General features: G+C 68.6%; 19 protein-coding genes. 14 read left to right on the forward strand and 5 right to left on the reverse strand.

Going from position 1 to position 17,417, the window contains the following annotated elements:
- Positions 1–74 precede the first annotated feature (74 nt).
- The gene (locus AC3WL7_RS03975; protein ID WP_492749415.1) at positions 75–863 is read right to left on the reverse strand and encodes an AraC family transcriptional regulator; all 789 of its coding nucleotides are present in this window, start codon (positions 861–863) and stop codon (positions 75–77) included.
- A gap of 77 nt (positions 864–940) precedes the next feature.
- On the opposite strand from AC3WL7_RS03975, the gene AC3WL7_RS03980 reads away from it, so the two are divergent.
- Complete coding sequence (locus AC3WL7_RS03980; RefSeq protein WP_492749417.1) at positions 941–1,195, forward strand: hypothetical protein; 255 nt, start codon at positions 941–943, stop codon at positions 1,193–1,195.
- Positions 1,196–1,272: 77 nt separating this feature from the next.
- Here the strand turns inward: AC3WL7_RS03980 and AC3WL7_RS03985 are convergent, their stop codons facing one another.
- Both AC3WL7_RS03985 and AC3WL7_RS03990 read right to left on the reverse strand, forming a co-directional pair.
- The gene (locus AC3WL7_RS03985; RefSeq protein ID WP_492749418.1) at positions 1,273–2,277 is read right to left on the reverse strand and encodes an energy transducer TonB; all 1,005 of its coding nucleotides are present in this window, start codon (positions 2,275–2,277) and stop codon (positions 1,273–1,275) included.
- Between the two features lie 198 nt (positions 2,278–2,475).
- Positions 2,476–3,102, reverse strand: a complete 627-nt coding sequence (locus AC3WL7_RS03990) for a TIGR00645 family protein (protein ID WP_079224140.1) — start codon at positions 3,100–3,102, stop codon at positions 2,476–2,478.
- A gap of 111 nt (positions 3,103–3,213) precedes the next feature.
- On the opposite strand from AC3WL7_RS03990, the gene AC3WL7_RS03995 reads away from it, so the two are divergent.
- The 6 genes from AC3WL7_RS03995 (at position 3,214) to AC3WL7_RS04020 (ending at position 9,555) form a co-directional block, all read left to right on the forward strand.
- Entirely contained in the window at positions 3,214–3,903 is a 690-nt protein-coding gene (locus AC3WL7_RS03995; protein WP_492749420.1) for a glutathione binding-like protein, read from the forward strand.
- A 172-nt stretch (positions 3,904–4,075) separates the two neighbouring features.
- The gene (locus tag AC3WL7_RS04000) at positions 4,076–6,301 is read left to right on the forward strand and encodes a S9 family peptidase (RefSeq protein ID WP_492749421.1); all 2,226 of its coding nucleotides are present in this window, start codon (positions 4,076–4,078) and stop codon (positions 6,299–6,301) included.
- Positions 6,302–6,326: 25 nt separating this feature from the next.
- Positions 6,327–6,842, forward strand: a complete 516-nt coding sequence (locus AC3WL7_RS04005; protein ID WP_492749422.1) for a cytochrome c oxidase assembly factor Coa1 family protein — start codon at positions 6,327–6,329, stop codon at positions 6,840–6,842.
- A 49-nt stretch (positions 6,843–6,891) separates the two neighbouring features.
- Positions 6,892–7,242, forward strand: a complete 351-nt coding sequence (locus AC3WL7_RS04010) for a hypothetical protein (protein WP_492749423.1) — start codon at positions 6,892–6,894, stop codon at positions 7,240–7,242.
- A gap of 4 nt (positions 7,243–7,246) precedes the next feature.
- Positions 7,247–7,615 carry a hypothetical protein gene (locus AC3WL7_RS04015; RefSeq protein ID WP_492749424.1) on the forward strand — a complete coding sequence of 123 codons (369 nt, stop codon included), beginning with the start codon at positions 7,247–7,249 and terminating at the stop codon, positions 7,613–7,615.
- A 143-nt stretch (positions 7,616–7,758) separates the two neighbouring features.
- On the forward strand, positions 7,759–9,555 hold the full coding sequence (locus AC3WL7_RS04020; RefSeq protein ID WP_492749426.1) for a DUF885 domain-containing protein: 1,797 nt from the start codon (positions 7,759–7,761) through the stop codon (positions 9,553–9,555).
- Positions 9,556–9,617: 62 nt separating this feature from the next.
- Here the strand turns inward: AC3WL7_RS04020 and AC3WL7_RS04025 are convergent, their stop codons facing one another.
- On the reverse strand, positions 9,618–10,076 hold the full coding sequence (locus tag AC3WL7_RS04025) for a hypothetical protein (RefSeq protein ID WP_108759174.1): 459 nt from the start codon (positions 10,074–10,076) through the stop codon (positions 9,618–9,620).
- 183 nt (positions 10,077–10,259) lie between these two features.
- On the opposite strand from AC3WL7_RS04025, the gene AC3WL7_RS04030 reads away from it, so the two are divergent.
- The 4 genes from AC3WL7_RS04030 (at position 10,260) to AC3WL7_RS04045 (ending at position 12,893) form a co-directional block, all read left to right on the forward strand.
- On the forward strand, positions 10,260–10,508 hold the full coding sequence (locus AC3WL7_RS04030; protein WP_079224127.1) for a hypothetical protein: 249 nt from the start codon (positions 10,260–10,262) through the stop codon (positions 10,506–10,508).
- Between the two features lie 152 nt (positions 10,509–10,660).
- On the forward strand, positions 10,661–11,578 hold the full coding sequence (locus AC3WL7_RS04035; RefSeq protein WP_108747636.1) for a bestrophin family protein: 918 nt from the start codon (positions 10,661–10,663) through the stop codon (positions 11,576–11,578).
- A 19-nt stretch (positions 11,579–11,597) separates the two neighbouring features.
- The gene (gene hemB, locus AC3WL7_RS04040; RefSeq protein WP_079224123.1) at positions 11,598–12,587 is read left to right on the forward strand and encodes a porphobilinogen synthase; all 990 of its coding nucleotides are present in this window, start codon (positions 11,598–11,600) and stop codon (positions 12,585–12,587) included.
- A 33-nt stretch (positions 12,588–12,620) separates the two neighbouring features.
- Positions 12,621–12,893, forward strand: a complete 273-nt coding sequence (locus AC3WL7_RS04045) for a gas vesicle protein GvpG (RefSeq protein ID WP_312735674.1) — start codon at positions 12,621–12,623, stop codon at positions 12,891–12,893.
- Between the two features lie 80 nt (positions 12,894–12,973).
- On the opposite strand, the gene AC3WL7_RS04050 is transcribed toward AC3WL7_RS04045, so the two are convergent.
- On the reverse strand, positions 12,974–13,837 hold the full coding sequence (locus AC3WL7_RS04050; RefSeq protein WP_492749429.1) for a TolB family protein: 864 nt from the start codon (positions 13,835–13,837) through the stop codon (positions 12,974–12,976).
- Between the two features lie 48 nt (positions 13,838–13,885).
- Between AC3WL7_RS04050 and aroE the strand changes: the two genes are divergently transcribed.
- The 3 genes from aroE to dinG all read left to right on the forward strand — a co-directional run bounded on the left by aroE (position 13,886) and on the right by dinG (position 17,390).
- Complete coding sequence (aroE, locus tag AC3WL7_RS04055) at positions 13,886–14,731, forward strand: shikimate dehydrogenase (RefSeq protein WP_492749430.1); 846 nt, start codon at positions 13,886–13,888, stop codon at positions 14,729–14,731.
- Positions 14,732–14,734: 3 nt separating this feature from the next.
- Positions 14,735–15,100 (forward strand): hypothetical protein, encoded by a 366-nt coding sequence (locus AC3WL7_RS04060; protein WP_079224116.1) that lies wholly within the window; start codon positions 14,735–14,737, stop codon positions 15,098–15,100.
- A gap of 187 nt (positions 15,101–15,287) precedes the next feature.
- Complete coding sequence (gene dinG / locus AC3WL7_RS04065; RefSeq protein WP_492749431.1) at positions 15,288–17,390, forward strand: ATP-dependent DNA helicase DinG; 2,103 nt, start codon at positions 15,288–15,290, stop codon at positions 17,388–17,390.
- The last annotated feature ends 27 nt before the right edge of the window (positions 17,391–17,417 follow it).

Here is a 17,417-nt window from a genome sequence, read left to right on the forward strand (position 1 = left end):
GCCGCGCCCGGCGGATGCGCAGCGAGGCCCGGTCATGCCGGGCCTCGTTGTCATCCGATCCGCCATGACGGGCTTCACCCCACGCCATAGCGCGCCGGTGTCACCCCCATCTCGCGCTTGAACACGGCAATGAACGCACTGGGCGTGTCATAGCCCATCGACAGCGCAACCTCGATGACCGTTTCCCCGGCCAGCAGGCGGGGCAGCGCCAGCAGCACGCGCAGTCGCTGCCGCCAGTGGCTGAGCGGCATGCCCGTTTCGGCCAACCAGTGGCGAGCCAGGCTGCGGCCGGACAGGCCGCTGGCGGCCGCCCATTCCTCCACGTTGCGCCCGTCATGCGGTGCACGCGCCAGCGCGGCGGCAATGCGCCGCAAGCGGCGGTCGCGTGGCTGCGGCAGCGCCAGCGGTAACGGAAGACCCGCGGCGATCTCGTCGGCGATGACCCCTGCCAACCTCGACTGCGCATCCTCCAATGCACCGTGCTGCCACTGCAGCGCGCGGGGCACGGCCGCCTGCAGCAGTACGCTGGGCTGGAACACACGCGCGGCCGTGGGCAGTGCGTTGCAGGCGGCAGCACTGAAGTACAGGCTCCAGCCATCGAAGACGCCGAGGCTGGCCAGTGCATGAGGCAGGCCAGGCGGCACCCACGCGACGTGCCCTGCCGGCAGCAGCCAGTGCTGGTCGCCCGCTTCGATGCGCAGCAGGCCGTGGCGCGCGCCCAGCAACTGCCCGCGTGCGTGCTGGTGGCGCGGCGTGCGGCGCGTGCCCTCCATCGCCAGCTGTGCGCCCAGCAGCCACGGCCCCGCAGCCGCATCGGCCAGCGCGGGATGGATCAACGGTGCCTGGATTGGCTGATCTGCCATATGAAGTGGCAGTTATACGGCAGAACGGCCGCCCTGCAAGCCTGACACTGGCGGTTCATCCCAAGGAGCCCACTCCCATGAAACCGCAGGACATCCTTCCCGATCATCAGGACGACGTGCAGGTGCACGGCCTGACCGTGCGCAAGGGCAGCGTCGGCGCCTTCCTCGCCAGCGTGCTCGACTGGCAGGATCCGGCCGGCAGCACTGCCACCCGTGCCGCAGCCGAGGCCGATCTGCGCGAGCTGCTGCCGGCATTGCACGCGCTCGGCCTTTTCCAGGTAATGGCGGCGCGCGATCCGGCGCTGCAGCGATTGATCGACGGCGGGCGCTGAAACAAACAAGGCCCGGATCGCTCCGGGCCTTGATGATGACCTCTCGCCGGGCGTGGCCCGGCGCTACCCTGGGGGCATCAACCGCCCGGGGCGAACACCAGCGTGCGGCGGGTGGTGACCGGGGCGCCCACCGGCTCGAAGCGCCAGCGCTTGACCGCATTGAGCGCTTCGCGGTCGAAGACGCGCGACGGCGTGGCGCGCAGCACGCGGGCGTTGGTCACCGAGCCATCGGTGCCGACGGTGATTTCCACCAGCACTTCGCCCGAGGTGCTCGAGCGCAGGGCCTCGGCCGGGTAACGCGGGGCCGGGGTGCTGACCGGGCGCAGGGTCGGCGCGGCGGTGCCCGCGGCGGCACGCGCGGCGCTGGCCTGCTGGGCAGCGGCCTGCTGCTGCTTCTGTTCGGCCTCGCGGCGGGCGGCGGCCTGGCGTTCGGCGTCCTGGCGCTCGCTGTCGCGGCGGGCTGCATCCTGCTGGGCGGCAATCTGCTTGGCCGCTTCGGCTTCCTTGTTGCGCTGGTCGGCCAGGCGCTGCTGTTCAACCAGCTGCCTGGCGCGGTCCTCGGCATCCTTCTTGACCTTGGCGGTCTCGTCCTCGGTGCGCTTGGCAGCCACCTGGACGCCCTTGGTCAGGCCTTCCTTCAGGCGCGGCAGGGCCGGCGCGGACGGGTCCACCTTCTCGATCAGCGCCACCAGGCGCTGGGCTTCGGTGAAGTCCTCGCGGCCCAGGTGCTGCTCGGCGGCAATCAGGGTGTAGGGCAGCAGGTCGGTCAGCGCGCTCTTCACCGAGGCGTCGTCCGGCGTCTTGTCGCGCAGCGCCAGGTAGTACTCGATGGCGTTGTCGCCGGCCGGCGCGTACATGCGGTTCTCGGCCAAGGCGCGGCTGGCCGAATCGCGCAGCTGCTCGGTGCCCATCGACTGCACCTTGGCCGCCACGGCGGGTGCGGCAGGCGTGGCGGCGGGCGCGGCAGCGCCGTCGGCGGCCGGTGCCGGCGTTTCTTCCTTGCCCGAACAGGCGGCCAGTGCCAGTGCCAGGGCAACCGGTACCCACCGGCGCGCGGCAGCGTTCATTGCGACGTGCGACATCCTGCTCCCCTTTAGAAGACGACGTTACGTAAGCCGTGGATCTGCATGGCCGGGACCGGTGTCCGGGCGTGGCGGCTGGCGTTTCCCGACGCCGCCGCCGGCAACGGCGAGCGTGCAATCTAGCATCCCGCCCACCCTTGCGTACAAGGGTGGGTCAGGGGCGATGGCGACATGGGGTGTCGCCATCGCCTTGTCAGGTCAATGTCCGGCGGGCTTGGCGTGGCCCTCGGCCTTGTCGTGGCCGGCCGACATCAGCTTGTCGGTCCAGGCGATGCCGATGGCCGACAGGATGAACACGCAGTGGATGATGGTCTGCCACAGCACGCCTTCGGCGGTGAGGGTGGCGCAGGTCTGTTCGCCGATGTTGGCTACAGCGGTGGCCATGCGCTCCGGCGCGCACAGAGGAATGCCGCCCAGGGCGCCGGTACCGATGAACGTCTTCAGCAGGTGGATCGAGGAGATGCCGATGATCGCCATCGCCAGCTTCACTTTCAGCACGCTGGCGTTGACGTGGCTCAGCCATTCCGGCTGGTCCGGGTGGTTTTCCAGGCGCAGGCGCGACACGAAGGTCTCGTAGCCGCCCACGATCACCATCACCAGCAGGTTGGAAATCATCACCACGTCGATCAGGCCCAGCACGATCAGCATGATCTGCTGCTCGCCCATCGACACCGAATGCGTGATCAGGTGCCACAGTTCCTTGCCGAACAGGAATACATAGACACACTGCGCCACGATCAGGCCCAGGTACAGCGGCAGCTGCAGCCAGCGCGAGGCGAAGATCAGGTTGGACAGCGGGGAGGGCGGCAGACGGTTTGCGCTCATGCGGGGGATGCTGCGTTTCGAGGGAGTGGCGAGGTTACCGGCCCACCATGACGGTGCCAAGCCAACGTTCGCACTAGACTTCAGGTTCCTTCCGAACCCCGAGCCGACGCCATGATCGACCTGTATTACTGGCCCACCCCCAACGGCCACAAAGTCACCCTGCTGCTGGAGGAAGCCGGCCTGGAGTACCGCATCCATCCGGTCAACATCGGCTCGGGTGACCAGTTCAAGCCGGAATTCCTGGCCATTTCGCCCAACAACAAGATGCCGGCCATCGTCGACCATGCCCCGGCCGATGGCGGCGCGCCGCAGAGCGTGTTCGAATCAGGCGCCATCCTGCTGTACCTGGCCGAGAAGAGCGGCCAGTTCCTGCCCAGCGACCCGCGTGGCCGCGTCACCACCCTGGAATGGCTGTTCTGGCAGATGGCCGGGCTGGGCCCGATGAGCGGCCAGATGGGCCATTTCAACGTCTACGCGCCGGAAAAGATCCCCTATGCCGTCGAGCGCTATGACAACGAAGTGCGCCGCCTGCACGGGTTGATGGACAAGCGCCTGGCCGATCACGCCTTCCTGGCGGGCGATGAATACACCATCGCCGACATGGCCAGCTACCCGTGGATTGGCGCTTACGACAAGATTCCGGTCGATTTCGCCGCCTTCCCGAACCTGAAGCGCTGGCACGACGCCATCGCCGCGCGCCCGGCCACCCAGCGCGCCTATGCCCTGCGCCAGCAGGTGAACCCCAACGCCGGCAAGCCGCTGAGCGAGGAAGAGCGCAAGCACCTGTTCGGCCAGCGCTGATCCCCGGACGGTAGGTGCCGACCGTTGGTCGGCACTCCTGTTCGGCACTCCTGGTCGGCACGGCGCCATGGGCAGAAGGTCATGCTGCCTTCGCCGGCGGGCTTGGTTAGGATGGGGGCATGACCGCTGTGCGCGTGGCGCGCGGCGGACCTGCCGTTTGCCGGGACCTTCCATGCGCCATCTGTTCGCCTCGCTCGCCCTCATGCTCGCCACCACTACTGCCGCCCACGCTGAAAAACTCACCCTGGAAGCCATCACCGGCCCGCTGCCGCTGTCCGGCCCGACCCTGATGAAGCCCAAGGTGGCCCCGGACGGCTCGCGCGTGACCTTCCTGCGCGGCAAGGACAGCGACCGCAACCAGCTGGACCTGTGGAGCTATGACATCGGCAGCGGCCAGACCCGCCTGCTGGTCGACTCGAAGGTGGTGCTGCCCGGCACCGAGACCCTCAGCGACGAGGAAAAGGCCCGCCGCGAGCGCCAGCGCATCGCCGCGATGACCGGCATCGTCGATTACCAGTGGTCGCCGGACGCGCAGCGCCTGCTGTTCCCGCTGGGCGGCGAACTGTACCTGTACGACCTGAAGCAGCAGGGCGCAGCCGCCGTGCGCCAGCTGACCCACGGCGAAGGCTTCGCCACCGACGCCAAGCTGTCGCCCAAGGGCGGCTTCGTCAGCTTCATCCGCGGCCGCAACCTGTGGGTGATCGACCTGGCCAGCGGCAAGCAGCTGCAGCTGACCACCGATGGCAGCGCGACCATCGGCAACGGCGTGGCCGAGTTCGTCGCCGATGAGGAAATGGACCGCCACACCGGTTACTGGTGGGCGCCGGACGATTCGGCGATTGCCTTTGCCCGCATCGATGAAGCACCGGTGCCGGTGCAGAAGCGCTACGAGGTCTATGCAGACCGCACCGATGTGGTCGAACAGCGCTACCCGGCCGCCGGCGATGCCAACGTGCGCGTGCAGCTGGGCGTGATCGCGCCGGCCGCCGCCGCCACGCCGCGCTGGATCGACCTGGGCAAGGAACAGGACATCTACCTGGCCCGCGTCGACTGGCGTGATGCCCAGCGCGTCACCTACCAGCGCCAGTCGCGCGACCAGAAGCTGCTGGACCTGGTCGAAGTCGACCTGGCTGGAAACGGCACGCGCACGCTGGCCCACGAGACCAGCCCGACCTGGGTGCCGCTGCACAACAGCCTGCGCTTCCTCGACGATGGCAGCGTGCTGTGGTCGTCCGAGCGCACCGGTTTCCAGCATCTCTACCGCATCGATGCCAAGGGCAAGGCCACCGCGCTCACCCAGGGTGACTGGTCAGTGGACGAACTGCTGGCCGTCGACGAGAAGGCCGGCAAGGCCTACTTCCGCGCCGGCATCGATTCGGCGCGCGAAAGCCAGATCTACGCCGTGTCGCTGCAGGGGGGCCAGCCGCAGCGCCTGTCCAAGGCGCCGGGCATGCACACTGCCAGCTTCGCGCGCAACGCCAGCGTGTATGTGGATACCTGGTCCAACAGCACCACGCCGCCGCAGATCGAGCTGTTCCGTGCCAATGGCGAAAAGATCGCCACCCTGCTCGAGAACGACCTGGCCGATCCCAAGCACCCGTACGCGCGCTACCGCGATGCGCAGCGCCCGATCGAGTTCGGCACGCTGACCGCGGCCGACGGCAAGACCCCGCTGAACTACAGCATCATCAGGCCGGCCGGCTTCGACCCGTCCAAGCGCTACCCGGTGGCGGTGTACGTGTATGGCGGTCCGGCCAGCCAGACCGTCACCGACAGCTGGCCCGGCCGTGGCGACCACCTGTTCAACCAGTACCTGGCCCAGCAGGGTTACGTGGTGTTCTCGCTGGACAACCGCGGCACGCCGCGTCGTGGTCGCGAATTCGGCGGCGCGCTGTACGGCAGGCAGGGCACGGTGGAAGTGGCCGACCAGCTGCGCGGCGTGGCCTGGCTGAAGCAGCAGCCGTGGGTGGACCCGGCGCGCATCGGCGTGCAGGGCTGGTCCAACGGCGGCTACATGACCCTGATGCTGCTGGCCAAGGCGTCGGACAGCTATGCCTGCGGCGTGGCCGGTGCACCGGTCGCCGACTGGGGCCTGTACGACAGCCACTACACCGAGCGTTACATGGACCTGCCCAAGCGCAACGAGGCCGGGTACCGCGAAGCCCGCGTGCTGACCCACATCGAGGGCCTGCGCTCGCCGCTGCTGCTGATCCATGGCATGGCCGATGACAACGTGCTGTTCACCAACTCGACCAGCCTGATGAGCGCGCTGCAGAAGCGCGGCCAGCCGTTCGAACTGATGACCTATCCGGGTGCGAAGCACGGCCTGTCCGGCGCTGATGCGCTGCACCGCTACCGCGTTGCCGAGGCCTTCCTGGACCGTTGCCTGAAGCCCTGACGGACGCACGGGAAGGAGCCCGCCGATGCAAAAGCCAACCCCGATCCCGGGCTATCGGCCGGCCAGCGCCGGCTGGTGGCGCCGCCACTGGCGCTGGGCGATACCGCTGTCTGTCCTGCTGTTGCTGGGCGTGGGCGGCGGCATCATCATCTGGAGCGTGCTGCGCTGGAGCGAGGCCGTACGCGAAAGCCCACCGATGCAGGAAGCGTTGCGTCGCGCGGGTTGCAGCATTGAAGTGGCACAGGTGCTTGGCGAGCCACTGCTTGCCGATGCGATACCGCTGAGCATCACGCAGATGACCGTCAATGGCGAGCGTGATCTGGGCCTGGTTGTCGGCCTGGAAGGGCCACAGGGGCGCGCCCGGTTGATCGTGGAAGGCACCCGCCGCAATGATGTGTGGGATTACCCGGTGATGTACGTGCTGGGCGAGGACCAGGCGACCTTCGACCTGACCGCGCTGGACGATGCCGAAGCCGCCGGCGAGTGCGCGCTGCAGGAATGCCGTGAGCGCGGTGGGTGCAGCGAAGCCATTGCGTTGTAGGTGCGGCGCTCATCGAGGTCATTGGTCCACCATCCTGGGGAGGAAACTGATGGACAAGCGCGCGTACTTGAAAATGATGGAGTTCCCTGCCAAATGGCAGGAGTACAACCTGTTGCCCGATGAGTTGATCGATCAACTCCTCTCCACATACACGCCGGGGATGGAGAGCTCGTCGGAACACGACAGAAACAGCGTCTTCCATTGGTGGTTGAGACGGTCTCCAAGCAAGGATCTGCTGTTGAAGCTGGTTGAGCTGTCCTTTCTGGATCCTGATCAGGTGATGGCTGGCGATGTCAGAAAGCACATCAGCCGGAGTGATTCATTTGATCACGATGTCGATCTTCTGATCCGTCGCTGGTCGGATGAGCAGATCATCAACATCCCCTCTGGTATCAGGTAAATCCATGCGACCTGAACTTCTCGTCCTGCTTGGCACGGCATCAGTCTTGGCGGCCTGCAACAGCAGTGATCGCCTGGGTGAGCTGCAGGCGAAACCTGTTTTCGCGCTCATGAGCGGTGCCTACTACGGGGGAATGTGCGAGGGCGCGACGGGCACCGGCGAGCAGGCCGCAGACATTCGCGCCATGAAAATCCATACCAGTGCCGGTGATTGTCGAGTGCTCTACCTGGATGGCGTGGATCGGGCCGGCGAGCTTCTGATCTACGCGGAACGGCCGGGCGAGCGTCTGGCGTGCGACGGGTTGCTTCAACGGCTGAAGGCCAAGGACGCCAGTGCGGCAGTCATTGCCAAGGCCGGCGAGCGCTGCAGCTGATCGACAGCCCTTGCCCCGAACGCTGCCCACCAGGGTGGGCATCTACCAGGGCGGTCGCTGCCTGCCGACCCCGTGACCTCCAGCCGATTGTCGCCATCGCCGCGAGCGCGTAAGTTGCGATCACCCCTTTCCCGGAGTGTTCCATGAAGCCGATCGCGCTGGCCGTTGCCCTGGCCCTGACCGCCGCCCCGCTGCTGTCCGCCCCGCCGGCCCTGGCCGCACCGGCTGCCAAGGCGGCCACCCCCGCCAGTGCGGCCTGGGTGGCCCGCAGCAATGCGCTGGCGCAGATCCTGCTCGATGCGCAGGGGCCGTTCCAGCCGGAACAGACGGGTTTCTTCGGCGTGCCCGGCTACGACGACAAGGTGGCCGACCTCGGCCCCGACAACGGCAAGCGCTTCCGCACCGCGACGGCCAAGGCCCGCGACGAGCTGAAGGCGAAGCTGGCCACCGAGAAGGATCCCAATGTCCGCCAGGACCTGGCGATCATGATCCACGCTGCCGACCAGAGCATCGGAGGCAGCGAGCTCAACGAGAAGTACCTGCTGCCGTGGAGTGATGCACCGCAGACGGTGTTCAGCGGCCTCAACCTGCTGCTGTCCGACCAGGTGCCGGCCGAGCGCCGCGCCAAGGCGCTGGACCGCCTCAAGGCCTACGCGGGCCTGCAGCCGGGCGGCATCGCGTTCACCACGCTGGCCCGCCAGCGCTACGAAGAGCGCCTGGGCGACAGCGCGCTGCTGCAGCCGACCCAGATCGAAGTGCAGCAGTCGCTCGACAACGTCGAGACCTACATCACCGGCATCGAGTCGCTGCTGAAGAAGTACCAGGTGGCCGGCGCCGATGAGGCGATGAAGGCCCTGGCCACGCAGATGAAGGATTACGCCGCCTGGACCCGCAAGGAGGTGCTGCCGAAGGCACGTACCGATGCACGCCTGCCGGCACCGCTGTATGCGTTCCAGCTCAAGCAGGTCGGCATCGACATCGACCCGAAGCTGCTGATGCAGCGCGCCCAGCTGGAATTCATGGAAACCCGCTCGGCGATGCAGCAGCTGGCGCCGCTGGTGGCGAAGGAGAAGGGCCTGAAGGTGGCCGACCCGAGCGACCCGGTGGCGGTCATCCGCGCGCTGAAGGCCGACAAGATCGCCGATGACCAGCTGGAAGGCCATTACCGCAAGGTGATCGATGCGATCGATCCGCTGATCCGCGAACACCGCATCGTCGATGTGCCCAAGCGCGCCATGCAGATGCGCCTGGGTTCGGCGGCGGAGAGTGCGGCCAGCCCGGCCCCGCACTTCCTGCCGGCGCCGCTGGTCAACAACACCGGGCAGCAGGGCACCTTCGTGCTGCCGCTGGGCAACCCGGCCGCCGGCCCGGGCGCGCAGTACGACGATTTCAATTTCGGCTCGGCAGCGTGGACGCTGAGCGCGCACGAGGGCCGCCCCGGCCACGAGCTGCAGTTCACCGCGATGGTCGAGCGCGGCGTGTCGCTGGCGCGCACGATGTTCGCGTTCAATTCGGTGAACGTGGAAGGCTGGGCGCTGTATGCCGAAGCGGAAATGGTGCCGTACGAGCCGTTGGACGGGCAGATGATCGCGCTGCAGTTCCGCCTGCTGCGCGCCGCCCGCGCGATGCTCGACCCGATGCTCAACCTGGGCCTGACCGACCGTGCCAACGGCGAGCGCGTGCTGATCGAGCAGGTCGGCCTGTCCAAGGCGATGGCCACCCAGGAACTGGACCGCTACATGGTGCGCATGCCGGGCCAGGCGGGCAGCTACTTCTACGGCTACACCCGCATCCTCGAACTGCGCATGCAGACCGAACTGGCGCTGGGCGCGAAGTTCGACCGCCTGGCGTTCAACAACTTCCTGCTCGACCAGGGCCTGCTGCCGCCGGACCAGCTGGCAGAAGCGGTGCAGCAGCAGTTCGTGCCGAAGTACCGGTAGCGCCGGGCCGTGCCCGGCGAGCGCAGCGGGAAAGCCGCCGGGCATGGCCCGGCGCTACCGGCCTAGCGCTGCGGGGTAATGGTCTGCGTCGGCAACCGCGCCGGCGCCTCCGGGTTCGGCACCCAGATCGCCACGCCGGCCGCGCGCTTCTGCGTGGTCGGAATGCCGATGCCCAGGCCACCCCCCACGTGCGAGCCATAGCTGCCGGCACCCACCGACATGCCGACCGGCGAGCCGCTGCTGCCTACGCCCATCAGGATCACCCCGTTGGCGCCCAGTGCGGCCGCTTCGCGCTTGAGCCGGGCGACGGCGGCGTCGGTCTGGCCCTGGGTGCCAAAGCCCACCGCCGAGGACGATTCCAGCTGGGCAATCTCCAGCGAACCGGCCGGCGGGGTGGAATAGATCTGCACCTGCGCCGGGTCGATCGGCGCACGCGCGCGGCCCAGCATGACCTTGGAGGTGCTGGCGCAACCGGCAGCGGCCAGCAGCATGGCGGTCAACGCGACCCAACGGATGTTCATGGCGTATACCCCTGTAGGACAGTTCGGATCATCGGCCGGGGACTCTGAATCGGCGCCAACACCCGCGCCCGGGCCATGACCGCATGCTGGCACGGCAGGGGTGAGCGTGTCGCCAACGGCGGTAGGCGGCAGCCGCGGGAAGGGCTAAGGTTGGCGGGTAAACCAACCTGAGGGGAGCTGGGCATGGGTGTGATCAGTCTGTTGTGGGGCATCGTGGCGCTGTTGTGGATGATCCTGGCCCTGATCCCGCTGCTGGGCTGGGGCAACTGGTTCCTGATCCCGTTTGCCGCCGTGGGCGCGGTGGTCGCTGCGCTCGGCATCCTCTTCACCCACCCCAGCAAGCGCGGCCGCGCCAAGACCGGCCTGGTCCTGAACGGCATCGTGGTGCTGGTCGGCATCGTCCGCCTGAGCATGGGCGGTGGCGTGATCTGAGCAGCATGGTCTGAGCGGCATGTTCCGGGTCGCGGCCACGGGTGCGACAGGGCGTCGCAGGCCCCCGGCCGGGCGCCGGGCAGGGGAGTACAATGCCGGGCTGCGCGAGCCCCCCGCGTGCCTGTGAAACCGCGCCTGGCGCGGCTGCCCCCATGATCATTCGTTCCCGTCCCCACGGCTGGCAACTGCTGTACATCCTGCGCGGTTCCATCGTGCCGGCCATCGCACCGAAGGTGCTTGCCATCCTGGTGCTGTCCATCGCGGTGGCCGCAGTGGTGGAACTGGCCCCGCCGTTCGGCATCGAGCGGGTCTCGGTCACCCCGTTCACCCTGCTTGGCCTGGTCCTGTCGATCTTCCTCAGCTTCCGCAACAGCGCCTGCTACGACCGCTGGTGGGAGGGCCGCAAGCTGTGGGGCCAGCTGATCTACGAATCGCGCTCGCTGGCGCGGCAGGTACACCTGCTGCTGGCCGATGACAGCGGCCGCCGGCGCCGCATTGCCTACCTCACCACCGCCTTCGCCCATGCGCTGGCTGCGCGCCTGCGCGGGCGCATCGTCGCCCTGGTGGCGCTGCCGTGGCTGGACAAGCCGCAGCGCGAGCAGCTGGCCGAGCGCGAGAACGTGCCCGACGCGCTGCTGTCGATGATCGCCGCCGAACTGGCCCAGGCGCTGCGCAGCGGCGAGCTGGAGCCGATCCTCTACACCCAGCTCGAAGACCGCCTGCACGCGATGTCCTCCATCCAGGCCGGCTGCGAGCGCATCCTCAGTACGCCGCTGCCGTTCGCCTACACCCTGCTGCTGCACCGCTGCGCATGGATGTTCTGCGTGCTGCTGCCGTTCGGCCTGGCCAGTTCGCTGGGCTGGGGCACGCCGGTGCTGTCGGCCGTGCTGGCGTATGCCTTCTTCGGCCTGGACCAGCTGGGCGAGGAGATGGAAGAGCCCTTCGGCCTGGAGCCGAACGACCTGCCGCTGGACGCCATGGTGCGCACGATCGAGATCGACCAGCTCGACGCGCTCGGCGAACGCCCCCTGCCCGAACCCCTGCTGCCGCAGGGCTACCTGTTGCAATAGCCACTCCTCGGAGCCTGCCATGCCTCATCCCCATTACCGCCCGCGGCGCATGCGCCATGACGAGTTCTCGCGCCGCCTGATGCGCGAAAACACGCTGACCACCGACGACCTGATCTACCCGGTGTTCGTGCACGAGCTGGCCGGCCGCACCGCCGTGCCGTCGATGCCCGGCGTGGAGCGCCTGTCGATCGAGGAACTGCTGAAGGTGGCCGAAGAGGCGCTGGAGCTGGGCATCCCGGTGATCGACCTGTTCCCGGTGATCGACAGCTCGCAGAAGTCGCTGGATGCATCGGCCGCGTGGGCCGAGGACGGCCTGGCGCAGCGTGCGATCCACGCGCTGAAGACGCGCTTCCCGGAACTGGGCGTGATGACCGACGTGGCCCTGGACCCGTACACCACCCATGGCCAGGACGGGATCATCGATGACAAGGGCTATGTGCTCAACGACATCACCGTCGAGGCGCTGGTGAAGCAGTCGCTGTCGCATGCCGAAGCCGGCGCCGACATCATCTCGCCCTCGGACATGATGGACGGCCGCATCGGCGCGATCCGCCGTGCGCTGGATGCCGACCACCACCTCAACGTGCGCATCATGGCCTACTCGGCCAAGTACGCCTCGGCGTTCTACGGCCCGTTCCGCGATGCGGTGGGCAGCGCCGGCAGCCTCGGCAAGGCCGACAAGAAGACCTACCAGATGGACCCGGCCAACGGCGACGAGGCCCTGCGCGAGATCGCGCTGGACCTGGAAGAGGGCGCGGACATGGTGATGGTCAAGCCGGGCATGCCCTACCTGGACCTGGTGCGCCGGGTGAAGGAGACGTTCGGCGTGCCGACCTTCGCCTACCAGGTCAGCGGCGAGTACGCGATGATGAAGGCCGCCTTCGCCAACGGTTGGCTGGACGAACGCGCCTGCGTGATGGAGTCGCTGCTGGGCTTCAAGCGCGCCGGTGCCGATGGCGTGCTGACCTATTTCGCGCCGCAGGTGGCGCGTTGGCTGCGCGAGCGCTGACAATAGCGCTCACGACGGACGGAGGAACACGCGATGGGACCGGAAATGGGATGGATGCAATGGCTGATCTGGGGCACCGGCACGCTGGTGTTCGGCGCCATCATCATCGGCGTGTTCATTGCTGCCTGGCGCGCCAGCCGGCGCCCGCCGGAGCAGCTCTCCGCCGCCGCCCACGTCGCCCGTGAGCAGGCCCTGCCGGAAAGCGTGCAGGCCGAACTGGCCGCGCTGAACCGCCGCAAGGACAACGGCCAGCTGAGCGAAGTGGAGTACGAGAAGCAGCGCGCGCAGGTGCTGGCGCGCCGGTAGCCGCCAACCTTGGTTGGCGTTCCAGGGTGTGCCAACCAAGGTTGGCATCTACCAGACGGTCATCCACGCCCGGCGTGGATCTACCGCACGCACCCGGCCACGGCCACCACCTTCGGCACCGCCAGGCGGTACACATCCACGCCACCGGCGCGCGGTGCCTTGGCGGCACTGCTGGCCACCATCATCTCGCCCGGCTTGGCGTTGTCGACCACCGGTGCGCTGGTCCAGCCGCCGGTCTGGTTGAACGACAGCCCCAGCGGCTGCAGCGCCGCCCCGGTCCAGGCGCAGGCGCTGGTCATCACCTGCGCGGCCTCGCCATTGCCTCGGCTGAACACCACCGCGCCGTCGTTGCCCAGCCAGTCGCCGCCGGTTTCGTCGGCAGCCGTGTTGAGGCCGGCCAGCGCCACCGCGGCGCCGCGCACGCCCTGCGCATCCAGCGGCGCCACGAACAGATCCCAGCCCGCGCCACGGCCCTGGTCGCGCGCGAACAGCAGCCGGCGGCCATCGGCGCTCAGGGCCGCGCCGCGCTCGGCGCGGGTATCGTCCCTGCCAGCCAACGCCTGTGCGCGGCCCACGCTGCCATCGGCCGCCACCGGTGCGCGGTACAGGGCCAGCGCGCCTTCGCGGCCGGCGGCGAACAGCAGCCAATGGCCATCACGGCTGAAATAAGGGTCCAGCGCCTGCCCGGCCACGCCCACCGGCAGGGCCTGGGCCTGCTGCCAGCGGCCGTCCACCACCCGTGCCTGCCACAGCCCCCAGCCGGCCTCGCCACGGCGGGCGAAGACGATGCGCTGGCCGTCGGCGCTGATTGTCGCCCGGCCCTCGTCGGCGCGGGTGGAGACCACGCCCATGCCCTCGATGCCGTACTCGTTCAACGCCATCGCCACGGGGGCAGAGAGTAGACTGGCGGCAAGCACCAGCAGGGTCGGGGTGATGCGCATCATCCGGGTCCTTGCACGAAAGTGCACCAGTCTAGCCAGCTTGAGGATTCCATGACCGATCGTTACGCCGTCTTCGGACACCCCGTTGCCCACTCGAAGTCGCCGCTGATCCACGCGACGTTCGGTCGCCAGGAAGGCATCAGCATCGACTATCGCGCGATCGACCTGGCCCCGGATGCCTTCCTCGCCGGGCTGGAAGCGTTTGCCGCCGAAGGCGGTGCCGGCGCCAACGTCACCTCGCCGCACAAGGAAGCCGCGTTCTCGGTGTGCACCACGCTGACCGCGCGCGCGCGCCGCGCCGGCTCGGTCAACACCCTGCTGCGCAAGGGCGACCGCTGGCACGGCGACACCACCGATGGCATCGGCCTGGTGCGTGACCTGACCGACCGCCACGGCCTGGACCTGCGCGGCCGCCGCGTGCTGCTGATCGGCGCCGGTGGTTCGGCACGCAGCGTCGCCCCGGCGCTGCTCGATGCCGGCATCACCGAGCTGGTGGTGGTCAACCGCACGCCGGAACGCGCCGACGAACTGATCGATGCCATGGGCGAACCGGGCCGCGCGCTCAGCCGCTACTGGGAAGACCTGCGCGATCTGGGCGATTTCGAGCTGATCCTCAACGCCACCTCGGCCGGCCGCGACCGTGACGTGGAATTCAAGCTGCCGCTGTCGCTGGTCAATTCGATGACCACGGCGGTGGACCTGAACTACGGCGAGGCGGCCATCGCCTTCCTGGCCTGGGCGCGCGCGGCCAACTGCCGCAATACCGTCGATGGCCTGGGCATGCTGGTCGAGCAGGCCGCCGAGAGCTTCCTGCAGTGGCACGGCGTGCGCCCGCAGACCGACGAGGTCTACCAGCAGCTGCGTGCCGGTGCCGGCGCGTTTGCCGGCCAGGACTGATCGATGGACAGTTCCTCGCTGCTGCTGAGCGTGCTGAGCATGATCGGCGTGCGCCTGCCGGTGCTGATCGCCCTGTGCGTCGGCCTGGTCTGGGTGGTGGGCGCGCCGCGTGATGCGGCCCGCAGCGGTGCGCTGGCCGGGCTGGTGCTGCTGCTGGTGGCCAACCTCGGCGGCGTGGTCGCCAACGTGGTGCCGCTGTGGCTGGTCAGCAGTGGCGATTTCACCGCCATCTCGGCGATGAGCGCAGTGCTGGGCGGTGTGCAGTTCGTGCTGTCGCTGCTGACCGCCTTCGGCATCGTGCTGATCGTCTGGGCCCTGGTGCGCGTGCTGCGCCAGCGCCCGCCACTGCCGCCTGCGGCAGGCCGGTAGCGCCGGGCCATGCCCGGCGCTACCGTAGATGGGCTGGCAACGCCGCATCCGGCCCGGCCCCATCCGGCCATCCAGCCCATGACCGCCAACCCCCGACGCCGCTGACCCTGTTCAGCGCACGCGCCTCGGTCCCGGTGGCCGGCCATGCGACAATGGCCGGCCTGATCCAGCCACGGTAGTTCCCGGCGTGACCGAAACTGTCGCCGCCCCGCGCAAGCTCGATGACGCCTTGAAGGACGCGATCCGCAAGGCGTACACGACGCTGCAGGCCAACACCCCCGGCTTCTCTACCCGCCGCTCGCAGAGCCAGATGATCGGCGTGGTGTCGCGTGCGCTGTCCACCAGCGGTGGCGTCGGCGTGGTCGAAGCGCCCACCGGCGTCGGCAAGAGCCTGGGCTACCTGACCGCGGGCGTGCCGATCGCCCTGGCCAGCAAGAAGAAGCTGGTCATCAGCACCGGTACCGTGGCGCTGCAGTCGCAGCTGGTCGAGCGCGACATTCCCAATTTCCTCAAGGCCACCGGCCTGGAAGCGACCGTGGCGCTGGCCAAGGGCCGCACCCGCTACCTGTGCACGCGCAACGCCGCCGAAGCGCAGGGCGAGGGTGCGCAGGGCGGCATGTTCGAGGACGAAGCGCCGCTGTACGACCGGCCGCTGGCGCCCATCGAAATGGACATCGCCAAGCGCCTGTCCGATGCCTTCACCAGCGGCACGTGGGACGGTGACATCGACAACGCGCCGGAAACCATCAGCCCCGGCCTGCGCAGCCGCATCACCACGCCCGCCTCGGCCTGCGCCGGGCGCCGCTGCGCGTATTCGGCGCAGTGCGCGGTGCTGCGCTCACGCAACACCGTGCGCGACGCGCAGATCGTGGTGACCAACCACGCGCTGCTGCTGTCGGCGCTGTCCATTGGTGACAGCGACAATGGACAGCCGATGATCGCCGCGCCGTCGGACATGCTGCTGGTTCTGGACGAAGGCCACCACATCGGCAACGTGGCCATCGACCAGGGCGCGGCCAGCCTGGCCCTGGACGAGATGGCCAAGCGCACCGGCCGCCTGCAGATCCTGATTGCCGGCGCGTACCGCGCGGTCGACAAGGACCGCCTGGGCAACCTGCTGCCGAACGAAGCCATCGACGTGGCCAGCAACGTCGCCAAGCAGCTGCGCGCGTTCCGCGACCACGTGGAAGCGGTGTGGATGCCGGCGCCGGCCGACGAGGACCCGATGTGGCGCGCCGCCAACGGGCGCCTGCCCGAGGCCTGGCGCGAGCCGATCGAAGCGCTGGCCGACGACACCCGCAGCCTCTACAACTGGGCCCATGCCGCCAACGCACAGGTGGCCAAGGGCAAGCCGGATGACGCCGCGCGCGAGCGCCTGCAGCGCAACCTCGGCATGGCGCTGGAAATGATCGAGCAGCAGTACAACCTGTGGCAGGCCTGGCGCCGCGAGGACAAGGAGGGTGCGCCACCCACCGCGCGCTGGGTCACTGCCACCCGCGACGGCGACCTGGTGCTGCACGGCTCGCCGGTGTCGGCCGCGCACGTGCTGCGCAAGCTGCTGTGGGATGAAGTGGATTCGGTGGTGATGACCTCGGCCACGCTGACCGGCGGCGGTGATTTCCAGTCGCTGGCCATCGACAACGGCATTCCGCCGGAAGCGGAAATGGTTTCGCTGGCATCGCCCTTCGACCTGCCCAACCAGGCCGAGCTGATCGTGCCCAAATTCCCGGTCACGCCCGATGACCGCGAAGGCCATCCGCGCGAAGTGGCGCGCTACCTCGACCAGGAGTTGGACTGGGCCAAGGGCTCGATGGTGCTGTTCACCTCGCGCTGGAAGATGGAGAAGGTGGCCGGCCTGATGTCGGCCGCGCGCCGCAAGCAGGTGCTGGTGCAGGGCGACATGTCCAAGACCCGGCTGATCGACGAACACCTGCGCCGCGTCGCCGCGGGCGAAGGCTCGGTGCTGTTCGGCCTGAACTCCTTCGGCGAAGGCCTGGACCTGCCCGGCGAGGCCTGCACCACGGTCGTCATCACCCAGGTGCCGTTCGCGGTACCGACCGACCCGCAGACCGCCACGCTGAGCGAATGGGTGGAAGCGCGCGGCATGAATGCCTTCAACCTGATCGCCATCCCGCACGCGCTGCGCACGCTCACCCAGTTCGCCGGTCGCCTGATCCGCACGTCCACCGACACCGGCCGCGTGGTCATCCTCGATTCGCGGCTGCTGACCCGCCGCTACGGCAAGCGCATCATCGACGCGCTGCCACCGTTCAAGCGCGTGATCGGCTGACGATCAGAAGGTAGCGCCGGGCCATGC

This window comes from Stenotrophomonas sp. FW305-3-2-15-E-LB1 (genome assembly GCF_058787375.1).